This is a genomic window from Burkholderia sp. WTPI3, assembly GCF_021483755.1.
Taxonomy (GTDB): Bacteria; Pseudomonadota; Gammaproteobacteria; order Burkholderiales; family Burkholderiaceae; genus Burkholderia.
The window spans coordinates 1-16,975 of the sequence record NZ_JAGIXF010000025.1; the positions used below are offsets into that span (position 1 = coordinate 1).

Consider the following 16,975-nt stretch of genomic DNA (forward strand, 5'->3'; position numbering starts at 1 on the left):
TTCGGCACGAGATAGTCGATCTGCGCGCCGAACATCCGCAGGCCGCGCACCGCGACCGCGCAGGCAGTCGCGCCGTCACAGTCGTAGTCGGCGACGACGAGCAGGCGCCGCTTGTCGGCGATCGCGTCGGCGAGCAGCGATGCGGCGTCCACGCAGCCTTTCAGTTCGGTGGGCGGGACGAGGCGCGCGAGCGCCGTTTCGATGTCGGCCGGCGACTGCACGCCGCGCGACGCGTACAGGCGCGCGAGGACGGGGTGCACGCCGTGGCGCGCAAGCGCTTCTGCGTCGGCGGGTGCGACGGGGCGGGTAACGATCCGGGTCATACAGGCCTGGTTATTCGAACAGGGACGCCAGCGCGCGGCGGCGCCAGAACTTGCGCAGGTCGCCGCGCGTCGCATTCAGCGTCACGGAGCTCGTGTCGCCGCACAGCGTGAAATCGACGCTCGCCAGCTCGCCGTGTTGCAGTGCGGCCAGCGCCGGCGCGAACCAGTCGCGCTCGAGCGCGGCGAGCGTGTCGTGCCAGCGCGCCCAGTCCTGTTCGATGAACGGGGTGGTCAGCGCCGGCAACTCGACGAGCGTCGCGCCGACGGTAGCGGGCAGCGCGCCGAACGCGGCCGGCGGAGCACCCGCGTCGGCTTGAGCCGCGCGCGCGAGGCCGAGCGCCGCGGGCGACGCGGACAGCACGCGCCCGAACGGCTTGCCGACCGGCTTCAGCGTGCCTTGCGCGTGGAACCAGATCGTATTGACGGCGGGCAGGCCACGCGCCTCGCGGGCTTCGTTGACCGGATGCTGGAACCAGGCCATCTGCACCTCGTTCTGCAGCTTCATCCACATCCGCGAGCGTTCGCCGGTGTGCGCCTCGTGCGGCAGCCAGATCTCGATGTTGCGGCCGCTGGCGCGCAGCGGCGCGGCGCCGGCGAGGCGGGCGAGCTGTTCGCTCGACAGATACCAGCGCGTTGGCCGTGGCGCTTCGAGCCGCACGCCGAGCTCTTCGATCAGCGGACGCGCAACGGCCAGCAACGCGGCCGCGTCTCCGTCGTCGAGCGCGAGGCTCGACGGATCGACAAGCACGAGGTGATCGTGCGCGATTTCGACGTGCACGGGTTCCACGCAGGCCCACGCCTGTGTGCCCGGGTCGCCGCCGTCCGCCAGCAGCATGTAGGGCGCGAGCGGTGCTTCGTCGGCGGCGTTGCCCTGGGTCGCGCCGAACTGGCGGGCCAGCCAGCGCTCGTGCGGCAGCGTGCGCTGGAAGTCTTCGCCGGTCACGCGCTCGACGAGGCTCGCGCGGGCGAGCAACTTTTCGAGCGCGGGACTGTCCAGGGTGTGCAGGGACGAGGCCGCATCGGCCGCCGACGGCAGCGCGAACGGAACGAGAAAATGGAGGCGTCGGTCGTGCATGATGGTGCGCATTGTATGGCAAACCTACGCACCCTTAGAAATCAAGGACTTAAAAGCGGGGCTGTAGCAGCCGGTACAGGTTGGTGTTACAGCAAAAGTAGGTGCAAATGGTAGCACGCGCAACCGGCCTACGGGCGTATGCGCGGTTGCCCCACAGGAGTAGGTTATCTACATTCCGTTGTGCCTCGTCGGAGTACTAGAGGGCCGCTCTAGCCTCCGGGAGTACTAGAGGGAGCACGCCCTACAGCGGCCTCGGCTGGGCGGCGGGGATTCCCGTGCTAGCTACCCCTGAGTACTAGAGGCAATCTAGCTCGGCCCGTACTAGAGTGTATGCCACAGAAAGTTATCCACAGGCTAGGGTGGTTCCCACGCCGTACTAGAGGGCGCGCCTGGGCCTCGGCTGGGTGTGCGGATTCCCGCGCCTAGCTCCCCACAGTACTAGAGAGGGTGGCCGGAAAGTTATCCACAGGCTAGGGTGGTTGTGCCGTTGTACTAGAGGGAGCACGCCCTACAGCGGTGGCTCCTACGGCATGCGCCTTTTCGTTCCGAGAGGGGGTACGCCATAGGAGCTTCCATTTCTCTTTGTAAACAATTGATAGGAGTACAAATGACAAAGGTGCAAAAGAGCGCCAAGGCAAAGCCGTACGAGCAGGAGGGTACACGGGTAATTTCGCTCCGCGTGATGCCGGAAACGCTGCGTAGCTTGCGGCTCATTGCCGTAGAGCAGGACCGGTCTGTATGTGACCTCATGCGAGAACAGGCCGAGCGGCTTGTAGAGTTGTCCGCGTGAGAAAACTGCTATCCCGCATCTTTGGCCGACCTCCTGAGCCGGAGCCGGTTCGTACCAATTCATACCGCGTATCACTTGGCGGCGGGGTGACCGCCGTATTCCACTTCAAAGACGCGTCATCGTTTGATCCGAGCGCGCCGATTGTCTTTGTCACGGACCCCGAGCCGCCCAAGGACTAACAAAGCTTCAACGTAGGCAGCCCGCCTTAGCTCGGTCTACGGGCTGGCCGGTAAGAGTAAGGCCGACAAATTCACTTTATATAAATTAGGAGTACAAGTTAATGAATCATTCGATTCTCTCGCACCTCACGCCGCCCGAACAGATCAAGCTAGCTATCCTCCAGGGTGTTCCTGGTAGCGCCGTGTTTGCCAAGAAGTACCCCGATATGCACGAGCTTCGTCGCGTGATGGCAAGCGACGGGGCGACCGTGGAGAAGATCGCGCGTGCGCGGGTGGATGGGAACATCCTCAAGGCAATCAGCGATGCACGACGCGGCGGAGTGCCGGAGGAAAGTATCGAAGGGATACTAGCGGAAAAGTCCGTGACACCGGAAGTTGCCGCGATCAAGCTCCGGGATGTCACGAAGTCAGCAGTTGCGCCGCTCGGCAACACGACGCAGAACCTCGTTTATCCGAGCCAAGCACAGGGCGTTACGCCACTCGTTCCAGTCGTAACCAAGTCCCTCGTTACGATGCTTGCCGAACTGGGAGCGCCGAAATTGCCGCCGGAGGTGCGTGTGTTGACTCAGGCCGCGTTGCTGGCAGCTTCGGAAGTCCCGGAGGGGAAACGGTATCCCGGTGCCGCACCTGATCGGGCCGATTTTGTACTCAACGGTACGCGTAAATTCGGTTTGCTTATGGTGTTCACCAAGGCGCTACTTAACTCGGATAACGACGGAAACGTAGTCTCTTACGTCCAGACCAACCTAGAAAACGCCGCAAATAACGCGGTAGACGCTGCGATGGTTGCGAGCCTGACGGATGCGGCGGGTCAGGCACACACGACTATCAACGCGGCCTTTGATGCGTTTAACGGGGACCTCCGTACCGCGTGCTGGGTGGGGAACCCGCAAACACTTGCGACGCTCCGTAGCGCACAGGAGCAGAACATCGGCCCACGCGGAGGCACGTTCTACGACCTCCCGGCACTGGCTGTATTGGCAGTGCCGAACGGACAGTTATTCCTCGTGGACGCACAGCGCACGGCGGTTTTCGACGGGCCGCAGATTATCGCGCAAAGCGACGACGCCGATATTGTGCTCGACACTGCGCCGGATACGGCAGGTACGGCCTCCGTGTCGATGTTCACGACCGACCAAACCGCCTTCAAGATTACGCGGTACGTCGACTACAAACTCATGGTTAATCCGGTCGCCGTGACCGTGGCCTAACACTAACGGGGCGGGTGCGGTACTCGCTAAAATTTAATAAGTAATCCATATGGGTATTATGAGCAAGATTTTCACTCCGAAGCCGCCGCGCAGCGTTGCGGATCACATTCAAAGCGGCGGTGCGGTCCAGTACCACTTTGCGCAATCCGACTATATGCGTTGCCCGGATGGTAGCGTCAAGTACGTTGGATCGACCCCGCCGCCCACGCTGGAAGCCGCTCTAGCACGGATCAAAGTGGAGGTTGAGGAGCTTCGCAGGAAAGCGGTTTGTACCGTCCGAAGTAGGCGAGATTTGCAGCGGCTTATCGAACGGCAACGAGAGGTTACGAGCAAAGCCAACGCGCATTTGGAGCGCATGCGAAGCCAAGCGCGGGCCGGCATTATCGACGTGGTTGCCGTGGACGAGCCGTACCGCACCGCACATGCCGCACAGGAAGTTGCACGCGAGCTTAACAGGGAGCTTGCGGAACGCGTGAAGGCCGACGAAGCGGCGGAGCGACTGGACGCGCTGCTAAAGGAAATCAGCGTGTGAAACGCCCGCGCCAATACCGGTTTGCGATTTCTGCGCAATCCGCAATAAGGCTGCGGTGGCTCCGTGAGGAAACGGGGCAAACGTCCCGAAACGAGTTTAGGCGGCTCGCATACCGCCTTTCAAACGACAAGCACCCGAAGTTCGAAGCTACGGGACTATATCTGAGTTGCACCTATGACGCGGTAATGACGGCCGAGCAGTACGCCAGCTTAGTTATCGTGGCGGCCCGTTACGGGGTTCCGAAAGGGTGCATTGGGGAGATGGTACTTAGCTACTACCCTAAGGATTGCTAACACAAAAGGATTAGGATGTACGAAACTACCAAGATCGTTACTGAGTTGCAGGCAGAGCTTGCGTGTCACCTGTACGAGCTTATCAAGCAAGCAGACCGGGACAACGCCCGAATGCGGACAGAGATTGCCCGTAACGACCAAATCAAGGCGTCTGCACAGCACCGGTTGATCGGTCTGCAATTACAGGAGCAAGACGCGTGAGAACTAATCTGTTGTTGATCGAGCTAGCCCAGGCTGTAGGCGTTCCGACTCACAGACGCGGCGCAAAGCGCCCGGTGCAGCTTTCGAGCAACGAGCTACGCCTCGCAATCGCTAACCGGTGCCTGGGGCTGACCTCTGGCCCGGTTCCAATTGCGCGTATGGATAAGGCCGCCGACGTAGACAACTGGCTCGCTACCGCCGTAGTGGCGAACTTCCGGGGCCAGCTCGGTTGGCTGCACCAACAAGCACAAACTGCGATCCGTAAAGCTAACGAGACGCGATTGCTTGCCTCTGCTGCTTGGGAGCAGGCCCGTAAGGCACGCACTCCGGGGAGAAGTCGTAACGCCGCACGCCGGAAGGCTATGGAGGCTATCGAACAAGCTCAACGCGAGTGGAGGGAGTGGCTAGAAATTAGCCGTGTGTCCCTCGACATGATCGAGATTGAACGCGATATGACAGCAGCGGGCTATGACCTTAGCGAAGTAGAGCGGGGCAGTAAGGCCGATAGCCTGAAGGCTGTTCAGGATGAGATGGATAGACGTAAGGCCGCCCAGGCCGCACTTTTCGGAGCCAAATAGCCGTGGCACGAGTTACCAGAAAGCCAAGGGGCGCGGCTACGCATCTAAGCGCCATTACAGCGCAGCGGATGGAATGGACCGAGGCAGACCGGCTGCTGGCGGGCCAGCTTGCGGAACTGCGTGCGCAGCTCGACACGGCACGCGCGGAGGCTAGGAAAGCTCCGCTTACCGTTGCGACCGCATCCGGTAGTACGAAGCCGAATCCGGTTCACGCTGCTGTAGATCGGTTGGCGAGGCAGGAGGCGTCCCTTACTCGACGGCTGGGGCTTGGCCTCAAGAGGACTGCTGGGGGGCAATACGAGACCCGTAGCAGCCCGCTGGAGACCCGCCAGAAGCTTTGGGAGAAATGGGGCAGTGTATGTACCGGAGACCTTATGCCGGGGGTATGGCTGCACGTTGTACGTGAGGCTGGCGTGGAGATACCTGAGGACAGTCTCGGGTGGCCCTCGAACCCGGCCGAATTGCCGGTATCCGGTGTGCACTAAAAGAACGGGCTGTATTGCGGCGCTTTCCTTCAGGGATAAGGGTTTGCGGGCTGTTCCCTGCTGAAAAAGTACAACTTTTGCTTTTCTCGTTAAATCGACTGGGACCACTCGGTGTCACGACCTTTTGCCCTCCGCAATTTGACCCACCCGCCCCTCTCTGTAGAGACTCCCTCAACCCCGGTCCGTGCTGAGACCCACCAATCAGTACCTCCCATCTATCAGGAGCATAGACATATGAAACGTAAGTAATCCGTAATTAATGTGGGTAGGGTAGTGTTCGAAACTTGGAACATGTTACGAAATCCCGCCCGCAAACCCTTATAAGACCGTAGTGCGGTCCTGCGTTGATACCCCTTTGAAAAACATGGAACCTATGGAACCTCTCACGCTTTGACTACCCGGGATGTAGTAGCGACAGCGGTACGACTCAATATGCGGACCAAAGCCGCTGAACAGGAGCTATCCGCAGCAAGCATCGGTGTTGCCGTAACCGTCGAGACCACGGTTCATACGGACAACGATTCGAAGAACTACGCAACTGTTTTAGCTACGACTCTATGCGAAACGCCAGATCTAGCAATCGGAACCAGGGAGGATATGGGGCAGTTAATCACAAAAGCCATGTCCCTGAGTAGACCATTCAACCCGGCCCGCTTGAGCCGAGCACTGAGCTTACGCGCTAAAAACCTGGTTTCCGGAATCCTCAGCCACTACGGGTACAACCCCGCAAGTCTAGTAAAGGGCCTGGACATTCGGGACATTGTTCGAGCAGGAACCAACATGGCCCCAAGCGATGAGCATACCGTACGAACCCGGTTCGAGGTTGATGGTGTGTGGATGGGATCGGCATGGTATCCGTATGGCCGTTGCAGGACGTATGCGACTGACCTCCCTTGGTACTACCTAGGCATTCGTTTTGCCGGGGATTTTATACCACTGCGTATTGTGCTTGCGATGCGGGACATAGGGGTAGGTCAGTTTATCGCGCTGGACAAAGCCGCACATGCGCGGGCTACGGTCGAGCAGATAAGCAATCGAGAATCTATTAATAAGGATATTTGAATAATTGGCAGATAAATCAGTTAACGTCAAGGTTACTGCTGACGCATCCGGTTTTACCGCAGCAATGGATAGTGCTCGGGACCGAATCACGAAGTACGCCGAACAAACGGGCCGCACTAAGCAAGTACTGGAGACGTTCCAGCAGGCTCTAGACGAGTCGGGCGCAGCTACTGCGAAACAGGTCCAGCAGATCGCCAAGGCAACCATGCAGCTTGATCGCATGGCGCAGACGGCAGGCAAGACACAGGCTCAGCTAGCCTCTCTCCGTGCGGAGCAGCTAGGGGCCGGCACTGCCTTTAGCGCATACACGCAGCAGATTGCATCGGCTACGAGTCACACGCACGAGTTTTCCGCCGCCATGCTCAAGAACAAGGGCGTACAGCGGGAAATGCTCGTTCTCATGCACGAGCTTTCGCAGGGCAACTATAAGGCGTTCGGCGGCTCTATGCTCGTCATGGGTGGTCGCCCGATGACCTTAAAGCGATGCAGGCGCATATGCAGGCATTTGTAGATAAGCGCATGTCGCAGAACATGCGCGGCCAGGGCGGCTATGCGTCCCAAATTCGTTACGGCCAACTATAAGGGGAGATGAAGCGGGTACAGTAATCCTGTCAATCATTTAGGAAAACTACCTGAATATCCAACCTCGTTTAGTATGGAGCTTTGGCGCTAACCAACGGCGAGGTTGTATGGACCCTATCAAGGCGAATCCGGGCGACGTGAATTTGCTGGTATTTGATGCGCGGAAGTTGCGGGAGGCAGTCAAGGCGATTCAAGAGCAACCGAAGTTGACCCGGGGCGCTCTGCGGAATCTGGAGCACGAGCGGAACACGCTTATGGCGTGCTTCGATGAGGTGTCCGCGATGATGCAGCCCCTAGAGGAGTCTTATGTGCGTGCCCGCCGCAAACTCGGCCTCAAGAACTATGACCCGACAGAGGATAGGGCACTAGCTGAAGTTAACAAGGCTGGGACCGCCCGTCACACTGAGTTACTAAAGCGCGTCGAGCCACTACACGCGACGTGGAAGAAAGCTGTAGCCGCTCGGGAGGCGCGGACGTATTTGTCCGGTGTATTGGAGGAATGTTTGAAGCTTGCGGACTTGGTCGCCGCTTCATCCGCAATCGAGAAAGGAGAACTACCAAAAGCACGGCCGTTTATCACTAACCCCACGGAGGACGTATGACCGAAGCAGATGTATTGAACACTGCCATAAAGGCCGTAGAGATTTACGCCGGCCGCCATCCGCGCCCGCCGCACGTCACCATCACACAAGCGGCTGAAATGCTGGGAAGGAGTCGGAATACGGTAGCTACGATGCTGGCTCGCTATCGAATCCCGCTCAACGCATGCGGACAGATTCCGATAGAGAGCGTCGATAGGCTGCTGGCGTCAGCAAGCAGGGGCGCAGCGACTTAATCAAAAAATAAGGCCCGCACATGCGGGCCTAGAGGTAACGGGGCGATTTGATATTTACGCAAATTTAAAAGGCCCAAAGCGAACGTTTGGCGCGATAGGGAGAGTCTTGGTTAGCTCTCCCAGCGCCTCCGCCATGTTGCCAGCGCAATACCGAACAATTACAGTAATTACGCCGGCGCGCTTGGTTTGCCTCACGATACGAAAGCCGTAGTACACCAGCGTATCGAGCACGCGTTTACAGGCCGTCTTGGTACGATCCTTCAGCGTGAAATGCACCACATGTGCCGCATTCTCGGGTGAGACGGGCTGTGCGGGATCGATGCACGCCGCGAACCGAAGCACTTCATCCGGCAAACCGAGCAGCGTACTCGCTGGAATATTAAAGGAATGGTTTGCTGCGGGCGTCTGCTGTTTCAGTGTGACATACAGCGCGTTAATAGGGCGGAGAATTCCCGCATATTTTACAGTAGCTGCAACGCTCTTGATTTCTATCCTGCTGTTATTCATGGTCTATCTCTTAACGTATGGTCTGGACAGCGGACGCAAGTTTACGGCCGATGGTAAACCCAAGGCAAGATTTATTGAGGGATGCAAAACTAATGTCAATCGTTTTGTATATATGCTTGCGCGTAATACGTACCCTACGGATTAGGCATTCCGGGAACCTCAAAGCGCGCGATAGCGTCCACAAGCGGGCGGAGCGGGTAGAACTCGCCGCCGTATCCGCTAGATGCGGAGCCGTCGCTATGCCCCTGTAACGCGTCCGCAACCTCTCGGCTAATTCCGTGCATACGGCATACGTCTTTGAACAGGTGACGGAAGCTGTGAAACGTCATACGTTTGTCCGTTACTTTACATACACGACGGAGGTAGTCTCCGAACCACTTCCCCCAGGTTGGCGATACGCGCCCGTGCCGGTCGGGGACTAGATCGAATAGACGCCCTTGGTCTCGACGCGAGGCAACGTACTCAAGGAAGCCAAGCCGGAGAAGCTCCGCGTGCAACGGGATGCGGCGAACGCTCCCGGCGTTCTTCACTCGTTGACCCTCGGCCTCGTCATTTACGAACCGTATGCACCAATGTCCGGATTCCTCGAACACGTCGGATGGGGTGAGCTGGCATAGCTCCTCAATACGTGCGCCCGTGTATAGACCGAGCAGGGGTACCCAATAGGCGGCCTCTCCCGCGCCACGGACGGGGCGCAAACCATCTGTATAGACCGGGCTTGAGAAAATCGCCCCAATAGCCGCCTCATTGAACGACACGCGGGACTTGTCGGTACGCTTTACGACGACGGTCACACGCGGGATTGGAGCCGGAATGAGCATGCTATCGGCCGCATAGTTCATCAGCGTAAAGAACTGGCCTACGTACCTATTGACGCTTGACGTAGCGAGGCCGGATTCCAGCAGCTTCTCTTTGAACGAGACGACGTGCTGACGCGTGACGGACGGGAGAGGGATACGCCCGATGTGCTCGTAGAACCGACCTACAACGAGATTCATTTGCTCAACGGTCCCGCCGGTAGGCTGTCGCTCCTTGGTCCACCTCTCAACCAGCGCGGCCAGGGACAACGTAGCCGCCACGGGAGCGGCCGGCGGGGCGGGTGTGTGGGGTATTGAGGGGTGCGGCCCCGGAACCGCTCCGACGCGGCGCAATGCCTCAGCGTACGCGGCTACCTGTCGCTCGTGCACTTCGCGCCGGCGGGCCTCGCGGGCTAGCAGCCTGTCGTGTTCCTCGTACTGCTCCTCTAGCGGCTGCGCGAAAAGGTCGGCGGCCTCGTGCATATGGAGTTCTGCCTCGTCGGCCTCCCGCCGAGTAATCGTCACGTACTGCGGGTGCGGCGTAGGTGTTCGGGGTGGGGTGCCGAGTAGTGCGGCGCGGGCTGCGTCAAACTCCTGGTCAATCTGTACGCTCGCCTCCCGGACAATGCGGCGGGCTTCGGCTGGGTCGGACGTGCCAAGGGCGCGTACTATCTCACGCTTGGCAAGGTGTTCAACGAGGTCGGCGGGAACTTTACGGCGGACATAGTATCTAGAGCCCCGTCGCAGCAAATGATTGGTCATGGTGTCACCCTCGGTGGATGTAACACCGGCCACAACACCCCGTAAGTCCTTGTCCGACAAGGATTTCCCCGAAAATCAAAGGGTTAAGTGTAGCACGCCGGTTTATGGCAAACTGCGCGCGTGATCGGGCCGGCTGACGGCCCGATTGCGTCCGGCGACCGTTTTTTCGACCGCGCCCGGCCGGCGGGGCGCCGCCGGATGGCGGTCCGCCGCGGGCCGCCTCCCCGCCGTAACCAGCAGAAAGGATTCGCTTGAAACTTCCGTACGAATGGCAGATCGGCTGGCGCTACACGCGCGCCGGCAAACGCACGACCGGCAACGGCTTCATTTCCTTCATCGCCCTCGTTTCGATGCTCGGGATCGCGCTCGGCGTCGCGGCGCTGATCGTCGTGCTGTCGGTGATGAACGGCTTCCAGAAGGAAGTGCGCGACCGCATGCTGTCGGTGCTCGCGCACGTCGAGGTATTCTCGCCGACCGGCTCGATGCCCGACTGGCAACTGACCGCGCAGGAAGCGCGCCGCAATCCGCAGGTGATCGGCGCGGCGCCGTACGTCGACGCGCAGGCGCTGCTCACGCGCCAGGACGCGGTGAGCGGCGTGATGCTGCGCGGCGTCGAGCCGTCGCTCGAGCCGCAGGTGTCGGACATCGGCAAGGACATGAAGGCGGGCCAGTTGAGCGCGCTCGTACCCGGCCAGTTCGGCATCGTGCTGGGCGACGCGCTCGCCGGCAATCTCGGCGTGACGGTCGGCGACAAGGTCACGCTCGTCGCGCCCGAAGGCACGATCACGCCGGCCGGGATGATGCCGCGGCTCAAGCAGTTCACGGTTGTCGGCGTGTTCGAGTCGGGCCACTACGAATACGACAGCACGCTCGCGATGATCAACATCCGCGACGCGGAGGCGCTGTTCCGGATGACGGCGCCGACCGGCGTGCGGCTGAGGCTCACCGACATGCAGAAGGCGCCGCAGGTCGCGGTCGAGCTGTCGCATACGCTGTCGGGCAGCCTGTATATCCGCGACTGGACCCAGCAGAACAAGACGTGGTTCTCGGCCGTGCAGATCGAGAAGCGGATGATGTTCATCATCCTCACGCTGATCATCGCGGTGGCCGCATTCAACCTCGTGTCGTCGCTCGTGATGACCGTGACCAACAAGCAGGCCGACATCGCGATCCTGCGCACGCTCGGCGCGCAGCCGGGCTCGATCATGAAGATCTTCGTCGTGCAGGGCGTGACGATCGGCTTCGTCGGCACCGCGACGGGCGTCGCGCTCGGCTGCCTGATCGCGTGGAGCATTCCGTGGCTGATCCCGATGATCGAACATCTGTTCGGCGTGCAGTTCCTGCCGCCGTCGGTGTACTTCATCAGCGAGCTGCCGTCCGAGCTCGTCGCGAGCGACGTGATCAGGATCGGCCTCATCGCGTTCGCGCTGTCGGCCGTCGCGACGCTCTATCCGAGCTGGCGCGGCGCGAAGGTGAAGCCGGCGGAGGCGCTCCGCTATGAATGACCGCGCGACCGCATTCGCGGATTCACGACAACCCATCAGACAGGATTCGGCAGGTATGCAGGAATACGTGCTTCAGGCGCGCGGGATCACGAAGGCCTTCGTGCAGGGCGGCTTCAATGTGCAGGTGCTCAACAACACCGAGCTGACGGTGCGGCGCGGCGAGAAGCTCGCGGTCGTGGGTGCATCCGGTTCGGGCAAGAGCACGCTGCTGCACGTGCTGGGCGGCCTCGACGAGCCGAGCGCGGGCGAGGTGTCGCTGCTCGGCAAGCCGTTTACGCAGCTCGCCGAGCGCGAGCGCAACGAACTGCGCAATCGCGCGCTGGGCTTCGTCTACCAGTTCCATCACCTGCTGCCGGAATTCACCGCGCTCGACAACGTCGCGATGCCGCTGCGCATCCGCCGGATGACCACCGAGGACGCGCGCGAGCAGGCACAGGCGATGCTCGAGCGGGTCGGTCTCGGCCCGCGTGCGAAACACCGGCCGGGCGAGCTGTCGGGCGGCGAACGCCAGCGCGTCGCGATCGCGCGCGCACTGGTGACGAAGCCGGCGTGCGTACTCGCCGACGAACCGACCGGGAACCTCGATGGCGGGACGGCCGATACGGTGTTCAACCTGATGCTCGAATTGTCCGAGACGCTCGAAACGAGCTTCGTGATCGTCACGCACGATCCCGAGCTCGCTGCGCGCTGCGACCGCATCATGCGCCTGCGCGACGGCGTGCTGTACGAGGAGCCGGCGCTGCCGGTGTAAACGAACGTCCGCGTCGGGCTGCCGGTTGGTTCCGGCGCGGCAACCCGGGCGCAGGAAAGCCGACATGTGGATCGATACGCATTGCCATCTCGATGCCGCCGAATTCGACGCCGACCGCGACGCGGTCGCGCAGGCGGCGCGCGCGGCCGGCGTGTCGCGCATCGTGATCCCGAGCGTCGGGCGCGACAATTTCACGACGGTGCGCGAGTTGGCGCAGCGCACGCCGGGCGCGGTTTATGCACTCGGTATTCATCCGATGTTCACGCCGCATGCGCGCGACGCGGATCTTGACCGGCTGCGCATGGAGATCGAGGCGAGCATCGACGATCCGCGCTTCGTCGCGATCGGCGAAATCGGCCTGGACTACTTCGTGCCGGGGCTCGACGAAGGCCGGCAGCAATTCTTCTATCAGGGGCAGCTCGAGCTCGCACGCGAATTCGACTTGCCGGTGCTGTGCCACGTGCGCAAGTCGCAGGATCGCGTGCTCGCCGGGCTGCGCCGCTTCGGCGTGCGGCGCGGCATCGCGCATGCGTTCAACGGCAGTTTCCAGCAGGCCGATGCGTATCTCGCGCAAGGGCTGCATCTCGGCTTCGGCGGCAACGTGACCTTCGCACGCGCGTTGCAGATTCGCCGGCTCGCGACGCAATTGCCGGTCGAATCGATCGTCGTCGAGACGGACGCGCCCGACATCGCGCCCGAATGGGCGTACAAATCCCGCAACGCGCCCGACCAGGTGCCGCGCATCGGCGAAGTGCTTGCCGAACTGCGCGGGATCGACGCGCACGCACTGTCCCTATCCACAACGGCTAACGCGCTCGCCGCGTTGCCGCGCCTCACGCTTTCGTCCGCATAATCGTTGCCGGCAGGCGCCGGATTTGCAACGACGGCGCGGAATGGACGAGGAGGCGCGATGCGCGTGTGGTGGATCGCGTTCGCGCTCGGCGTCGTCGTGCTGCAGCGGCAGGCGGCGTTGCCGGGCGCGGGCGCCTGGGTGGCCGGCGCGGCCGTGCTCGTCGTCGTATGCGGCACGTCGTTCGCATGGTGTGCGCGACGCCGTCGGACACGCGCGACCAGCGCGCTGCGCTGGATGCTCTGCGCGAGCGCGGCGTGTGCGATCGGCTTCGGCTATGCAGCCGCACGCGCCGAGTGGCGGCTGCGCGATAGCCTTCCCGTCGAGCGGGAAGGGCGCGATATCGTCGTCACGGGCGTCATCCGCGGGTTGCCGGTGATCGACGACACGGGCGCGCGGCTGCTGTTCGCGGTCGAATCGAACGATGCGGGGCTACCCCGTTTCCCGCCGCTGATCCGGTTGTCGTGGGGCCCGCCGGCGGCACGCGATGCGATGCCAGCGTTGCGCGCCGCGCAGCGCTGGCGCCTGGTCGTGCGATTGAAGCGTCCGCATGCCGAGGCCAATCCCGGCGTGCGCGACAGCGAAGCGGCATGGCTGGCCGCCGGCATTCGTGCGATCGGCTACGTCGTGGCGCCGCAGCGCTCGGCGTTGCTCGATGCACGCGCGTCGGGGTGGCACGCATCGATCGATCGGCTGCGCGACGCGCTGCGTACCCGTATCGGCGCAGTGCTGGGCAGCGATGCGCGTCATCGCGGCATCGTTACCGCGCTCGCGGTCGGAGATCAATCGGGCATCGGCGGCGACGACTGGCACGTGCTGCGCAGTACGGGCACGAGCCATCTGGTCGCAAGATCGTGGTGATCAACACACGTGTGACTGGTACAATCCAGCGACCTCGCTACACCTGATGGATCGACCTTGCCGACAGCGTATTCCTACATCCGGTTCTCCACTCCCGAACAGAAAAAGGGGGACTCACTGCGCCGCCAGAAAGAACTGTCCGAGCGGTACGCGCACGATCACGGATTAACGCTCGACACGTCGCTGCACCTTCACGACCTTGGCGTGTCGGCGTTTGACGGGTCCAACATCACTCGCGGCGCGCTCGGTGGCTTCCTGGCAGCAGTCGATGAGGGGCGGGTCGTTCCCGGTTCATACCTGCTTGTCGAATCGCTCGACCGTCTGTCTCGGGATCGCGTGATGGAAGCATTGAACCTGTTCCTGTCGATTGTGAACCGGGGAATCACCATCGTGACCCTCTCGGATGGCAGGGTGTACAACGCGGCTACCGACAATACCGCCGACCTCATCGTGTCGATCACGATCATGTCGCGTGCACACGAAGAATCGCTGACGAAAAGTAAGCGCCTGAAGGCTGCATGGACGAACAAACGCTCTCGGCTTCATGAGAAGAAGTTGACCGCGCGATGCCCGCTGTGGATGCGTCTAAGCGATGACAGAAGTCAGTTCGAATTCGTTCCGGAGCGCGTCTCGGTGGTCCGAGAGGTCATTTCTCTCGCTAAGAACGGCATGGGGCAAACGATCATCGCCAAGACGCTGAATTCTCGGTCGGTGCCAAGCTTCTCCGGAAATCCGAAGGGGTGGCATCCGAGCTACATTCAGAAGATATTGACCTCTCCGGCCCTCTATGGCGAGTATCAACCGGGCATATTTGAAGGTGGTCGAGCGATCCCACATGGCGAACCAGTTGCCGACTACTATCCCGCTCTCATCTCGAAAGAGGAGTTCTATTCCCTGCAAGCCTACCGGTCGCAGAATGCGGTCGGCGGCGGCAAGGCCAGAAAGGGCGAGACGATACCCAACCTGCTAAGTGGCCTGCTTCGATGCGGGTATTGCGGCAGCCCGATGGTTATCGCGGGCGCAGCGGCAAGACGGATTCGAAGTGCAGACGGCAAGGAAATGCAGCGTCCTCCGAAGAAGGTGTTGGTCTGCGACGGTGGGCGACGCGGCTTGGGATGCTATGCAGTTCAGTGGGCGCACAGGGACTTCGAGACGAGTTTCCTGTCCTTTTGCCGTGGGATTGAATTCGAGAAGGTGTTGGCCGATGTGCGATCCGGGCACAACGAAAGTCGCGAACTGACGCTTGATGAAAAAATACGCAGCACTCAAGCCGAAATTTTGGCGAAGGACGCTCGCATCAAAAACCTGATGGTCGCAATCGAAGAAGGCAACGCCCCCGCCTCGTTAGTTGAGAGGATTCGCCTGCTGGAAGAGGAAGTGAGTGATTTGCGGCGCACTGAGACGGAGCTTGCGACTGAACTGAACCTGCATCGTGCCGCACACCAAGAACTGACATCGACAGCGAAGACCGCACGGTCGATGATCGACACAATGAAGTCAATAGCAAGCGATGAACTGTTCCGTGTCCGGGCGGCGCTCGCGGCCCAGTTCAGAAGGACCATTGCAACGGTTACGCTGTACCCCGCCGGACGACTGTTCACGCACGAACAGGTGGAACGACAGCGAGCGTCACTGATCGATGCCGGTTTGGTCGCGGATCAGGTGGATCGATACGTGGCCGAAACGTATCCCATTGAACCGAGAAGACAGGGACGCGGGAATCGTGGTCGGTACGCATCTAGGAAGGACATTGGCAGATTCTTCGCCATCGAAACAGTCAACGGCGGGTTCCGCGTTGTCTATCCTGATTTCGATGACCCTGCCACCGCTCGAATCGTGGCCGGTCTTGATGAGACACCGGTGTTTGCGGTCGATCCTGAAGGGCAGCCTTCACTGGCGACGCCCTGATTGTCGATTACCAAGTCTGCCGCGTCCCCGTACGCGCCGCGCCACGGGAACTGCGGTCAGAACGGAATGCTGTCATCCATCGCTTCGAAGCCAGACTTCTTCGCGCTTGACGAATGAAACGTGAACTTGTCTTCGTTTGCTTCAATCCACTGCCAACCCATCTCGGTTACTTGGACGCCGGGATATGGATCGCCATTCTGTTCGTCTTGTAGTTCCACCGCTTCGATGAACTTCTTCGCCTTCAATCTGCGCAGACCGAGATTGAATCCCAGATTGTTCAATCCTGCCCGTTCACAGTCATTTTTCACACCAAAAAGAGATGTAGCGTAGCTGTCCATAGCGACGCTGCTGGCTGTCACCGCGAGAACGTTCAGTTCTTGCGATGAAAGACCGTCAACGCTGGCTACGCTTGCCTGTTCTGCCATCTCTTCCAGCACTTCCCCCTGTTCAAGCATGGCCTTCAACTTTTCGGTCAATCTGTCCGTGAACGTCTGAAAGTCTCTTGGGGATTCGGTCTTGTATGTAACGATGGCCCGGTGCTGGATGTCGAACGGGAATCGTTTCCCGGCCTTTTGCCGTTCATCCGAACAGGCCATGACGACTGGCCGTCCGGCTGCATATGCGAACCCAAGTTCATACCAGACGTTCGGGTTATCGTCCGTGATGTCCGCAAGGCACACCGCCGCCCGCTTAATGTTCTTCTCGATTGCTTCAACTAGCACGGTCGCCGAAGAGTCCTGATCGACCCGATAGGCCGTCATCCCCGCCGCTTCAATAGCTGGCTTGTACAGATCGTCGTATCGCTTGTTGTAGGTGTCGGTGAAAGGCTGAATTACGAAGCAAATCGGCATGGGACGCTCTCACTTTACGCAAAGGAACTGACGCAAG

The 16,975-nt window shown here is 60.8% G+C and carries 15 protein-coding genes and 2 pseudogenes; 12 read left to right on the plus strand and 5 right to left on the minus strand.

All coding sequences use genetic code 11. From position 1 onward, the window contains the following. Positions 1 to 323, minus strand: a pseudogene (locus tag J7024_RS15895) (single-stranded-DNA-specific exonuclease RecJ); the annotation flags it as partial. Positions 324 to 333: 10 nt separating this feature from the next. After that, the gene (locus J7024_RS15900) at positions 334 to 1,410 is read right to left on the minus strand and encodes a regulator (RefSeq protein ID WP_175751599.1); all 1,077 of its coding nucleotides are present in this window, start codon (positions 1,408 to 1,410) and stop codon (positions 334 to 336) included. A 1,058-nt stretch (positions 1,411 to 2,468) separates the two neighbouring features. Here J7024_RS15900 and J7024_RS15905 point away from each other — a divergent pair. The 7 genes from J7024_RS15905 to J7024_RS15935 all read left to right on the plus strand — a co-directional run bounded on the left by J7024_RS15905 (position 2,469) and on the right by J7024_RS15935 (position 7,913). Continuing rightward, complete coding sequence (locus J7024_RS15905) at positions 2,469 to 3,578, plus strand: hypothetical protein (protein ID WP_234745288.1); 1,110 nt, start codon at positions 2,469 to 2,471, stop codon at positions 3,576 to 3,578. A 58-nt stretch (positions 3,579 to 3,636) separates the two neighbouring features. Further along, positions 3,637 to 4,110: a hypothetical protein gene (locus tag J7024_RS15910; protein WP_175787192.1), complete on the plus strand. Its 474-nt coding sequence runs from the start codon at positions 3,637 to 3,639 to the stop codon at positions 4,108 to 4,110. 308 nt (positions 4,111 to 4,418) lie between these two features. Next, positions 4,419 to 4,604, plus strand: coding sequence for a hypothetical protein (locus tag J7024_RS15915; RefSeq protein ID WP_234745289.1), 186 nt, complete (start codon positions 4,419 to 4,421; stop codon positions 4,602 to 4,604). Between the two features lie 158 nt (positions 4,605 to 4,762). Continuing rightward, a complete protein-coding gene (locus J7024_RS15920; RefSeq protein WP_234745290.1) occupies positions 4,763 to 5,182 on the plus strand; it encodes a hypothetical protein in 420 nt (139 codons plus the stop codon). A gap of 917 nt (positions 5,183 to 6,099) precedes the next feature. Next, on the plus strand, positions 6,100 to 6,729 hold the full coding sequence (locus J7024_RS15925) for a hypothetical protein (protein WP_175787184.1): 630 nt from the start codon (positions 6,100 to 6,102) through the stop codon (positions 6,727 to 6,729). 4 nt (positions 6,730 to 6,733) lie between these two features. Continuing rightward, positions 6,734 to 7,240, plus strand: a complete 507-nt coding sequence (locus J7024_RS15930) for a hypothetical protein (protein WP_234745291.1) — start codon at positions 6,734 to 6,736, stop codon at positions 7,238 to 7,240. 178 nt (positions 7,241 to 7,418) lie between these two features. Next, positions 7,419 to 7,913 carry a hypothetical protein gene (locus tag J7024_RS15935; protein ID WP_234745292.1) on the plus strand — a complete coding sequence of 165 codons (495 nt, stop codon included), beginning with the start codon at positions 7,419 to 7,421 and terminating at the stop codon, positions 7,911 to 7,913. Positions 7,914 to 8,200: 287 nt separating this feature from the next. On the opposite strand, the gene J7024_RS15940 is transcribed toward J7024_RS15935, so the two are convergent. Continuing rightward, entirely contained in the window at positions 8,201 to 8,653 is a 453-nt protein-coding gene (locus J7024_RS15940) for a hypothetical protein (RefSeq protein WP_234745293.1), read from the minus strand. 134 nt (positions 8,654 to 8,787) lie between these two features. Further along, positions 8,788 to 10,212, minus strand: a complete 1,425-nt coding sequence (locus J7024_RS15945; RefSeq protein WP_234745294.1) for a site-specific integrase — start codon at positions 10,210 to 10,212, stop codon at positions 8,788 to 8,790. 251 nt (positions 10,213 to 10,463) lie between these two features. Between J7024_RS15945 and J7024_RS15950 the strand changes: the two genes are divergently transcribed. From J7024_RS15950 to J7024_RS15970, 5 genes and pseudogenes are all read left to right on the plus strand, one after another. Further along, positions 10,464 to 11,717 (plus strand): lipoprotein-releasing ABC transporter permease subunit, encoded by a 1,254-nt coding sequence (locus J7024_RS15950; protein WP_124829384.1) that lies wholly within the window; start codon positions 10,464 to 10,466, stop codon positions 11,715 to 11,717. Then, entirely contained in the window at positions 11,710 to 12,468 is a 759-nt protein-coding gene (gene lolD / locus J7024_RS15955) for a lipoprotein-releasing ABC transporter ATP-binding protein LolD (protein WP_390679623.1), read from the plus strand. Before J7024_RS15950 ends, lolD begins: the two co-directional genes overlap by 8 nt. Before the next feature lie 64 nt (positions 12,469 to 12,532). Beyond that, a complete protein-coding gene (locus J7024_RS15960; RefSeq protein ID WP_124829382.1) occupies positions 12,533 to 13,321 on the plus strand; it encodes a TatD family hydrolase in 789 nt (262 codons plus the stop codon). Positions 13,322 to 13,378: 57 nt separating this feature from the next. Further along, a pseudogene (locus J7024_RS15965) lies at positions 13,379 to 14,173 on the plus strand (ComEC/Rec2 family competence protein); the annotation flags it as partial. 63 nt (positions 14,174 to 14,236) lie between these two features. Continuing rightward, positions 14,237 to 16,087 carry a recombinase family protein gene (locus tag J7024_RS15970; RefSeq protein WP_175796064.1) on the plus strand — a complete coding sequence of 617 codons (1,851 nt, stop codon included), beginning with the start codon at positions 14,237 to 14,239 and terminating at the stop codon, positions 16,085 to 16,087. 56 nt (positions 16,088 to 16,143) lie between these two features. On the opposite strand, the gene J7024_RS15975 is transcribed toward J7024_RS15970, so the two are convergent. Then, positions 16,144 to 16,938 carry a nucleoside 2-deoxyribosyltransferase gene (locus J7024_RS15975; protein ID WP_175787166.1) on the minus strand — a complete coding sequence of 265 codons (795 nt, stop codon included), beginning with the start codon at positions 16,936 to 16,938 and terminating at the stop codon, positions 16,144 to 16,146. Positions 16,939 to 16,975: the final 37 nt, after the last annotated feature.

What these genes read in the sequence shown, in the direction of transcription:
- J7024_RS15910 (WP_175787192.1), top strand. Translation starts at nt 3,637, where the DNA reads ATGAGCAAGATTTTCACTCCGAAGCCGCCGCGCAGCGTTGCGGATCAC.
- J7024_RS15905 (WP_234745288.1), top strand. Translation starts at nt 2,469, where the DNA reads ATGAATCATTCGATTCTCTCGCACCTCACGCCGCCCGAACAGATCAAG.
- J7024_RS15945 (WP_234745294.1), bottom strand. Translation starts at nt 10,212, where the DNA reads ATGACCAATCATTTGCTGCGACGGGGCTCTAGATACTATGTCCGCCGT.
- lolD (WP_390679623.1), top strand. Translation starts at nt 11,710, where the DNA reads ATGAATGACCGCGCGACCGCATTCGCGGATTCACGACAACCCATCAGA.
- J7024_RS15925 (WP_175787184.1), top strand. Translation starts at nt 6,100, where the DNA reads ATGCGGACCAAAGCCGCTGAACAGGAGCTATCCGCAGCAAGCATCGGT.
- J7024_RS15920 (WP_234745290.1), top strand. Translation starts at nt 4,763, where the DNA reads ATGGATAAGGCCGCCGACGTAGACAACTGGCTCGCTACCGCCGTAGTG.
- J7024_RS15940 (WP_234745293.1), bottom strand. Translation starts at nt 8,653, where the DNA reads ATGAATAACAGCAGGATAGAAATCAAGAGCGTTGCAGCTACTGTAAAA.
- J7024_RS15935 (WP_234745292.1), top strand. Translation starts at nt 7,419, where the DNA reads ATGGACCCTATCAAGGCGAATCCGGGCGACGTGAATTTGCTGGTATTT.
- J7024_RS15915 (WP_234745289.1), top strand. Translation starts at nt 4,419, where the DNA reads ATGTACGAAACTACCAAGATCGTTACTGAGTTGCAGGCAGAGCTTGCG.
- J7024_RS15975 (WP_175787166.1), bottom strand. Translation starts at nt 16,938, where the DNA reads ATGCCGATTTGCTTCGTAATTCAGCCTTTCACCGACACCTACAACAAG.
- J7024_RS15900 (WP_175751599.1), bottom strand. Translation starts at nt 1,410, where the DNA reads ATGCGCACCATCATGCACGACCGACGCCTCCATTTTCTCGTTCCGTTC.
- J7024_RS15960 (WP_124829382.1), top strand. Translation starts at nt 12,533, where the DNA reads ATGTGGATCGATACGCATTGCCATCTCGATGCCGCCGAATTCGACGCC.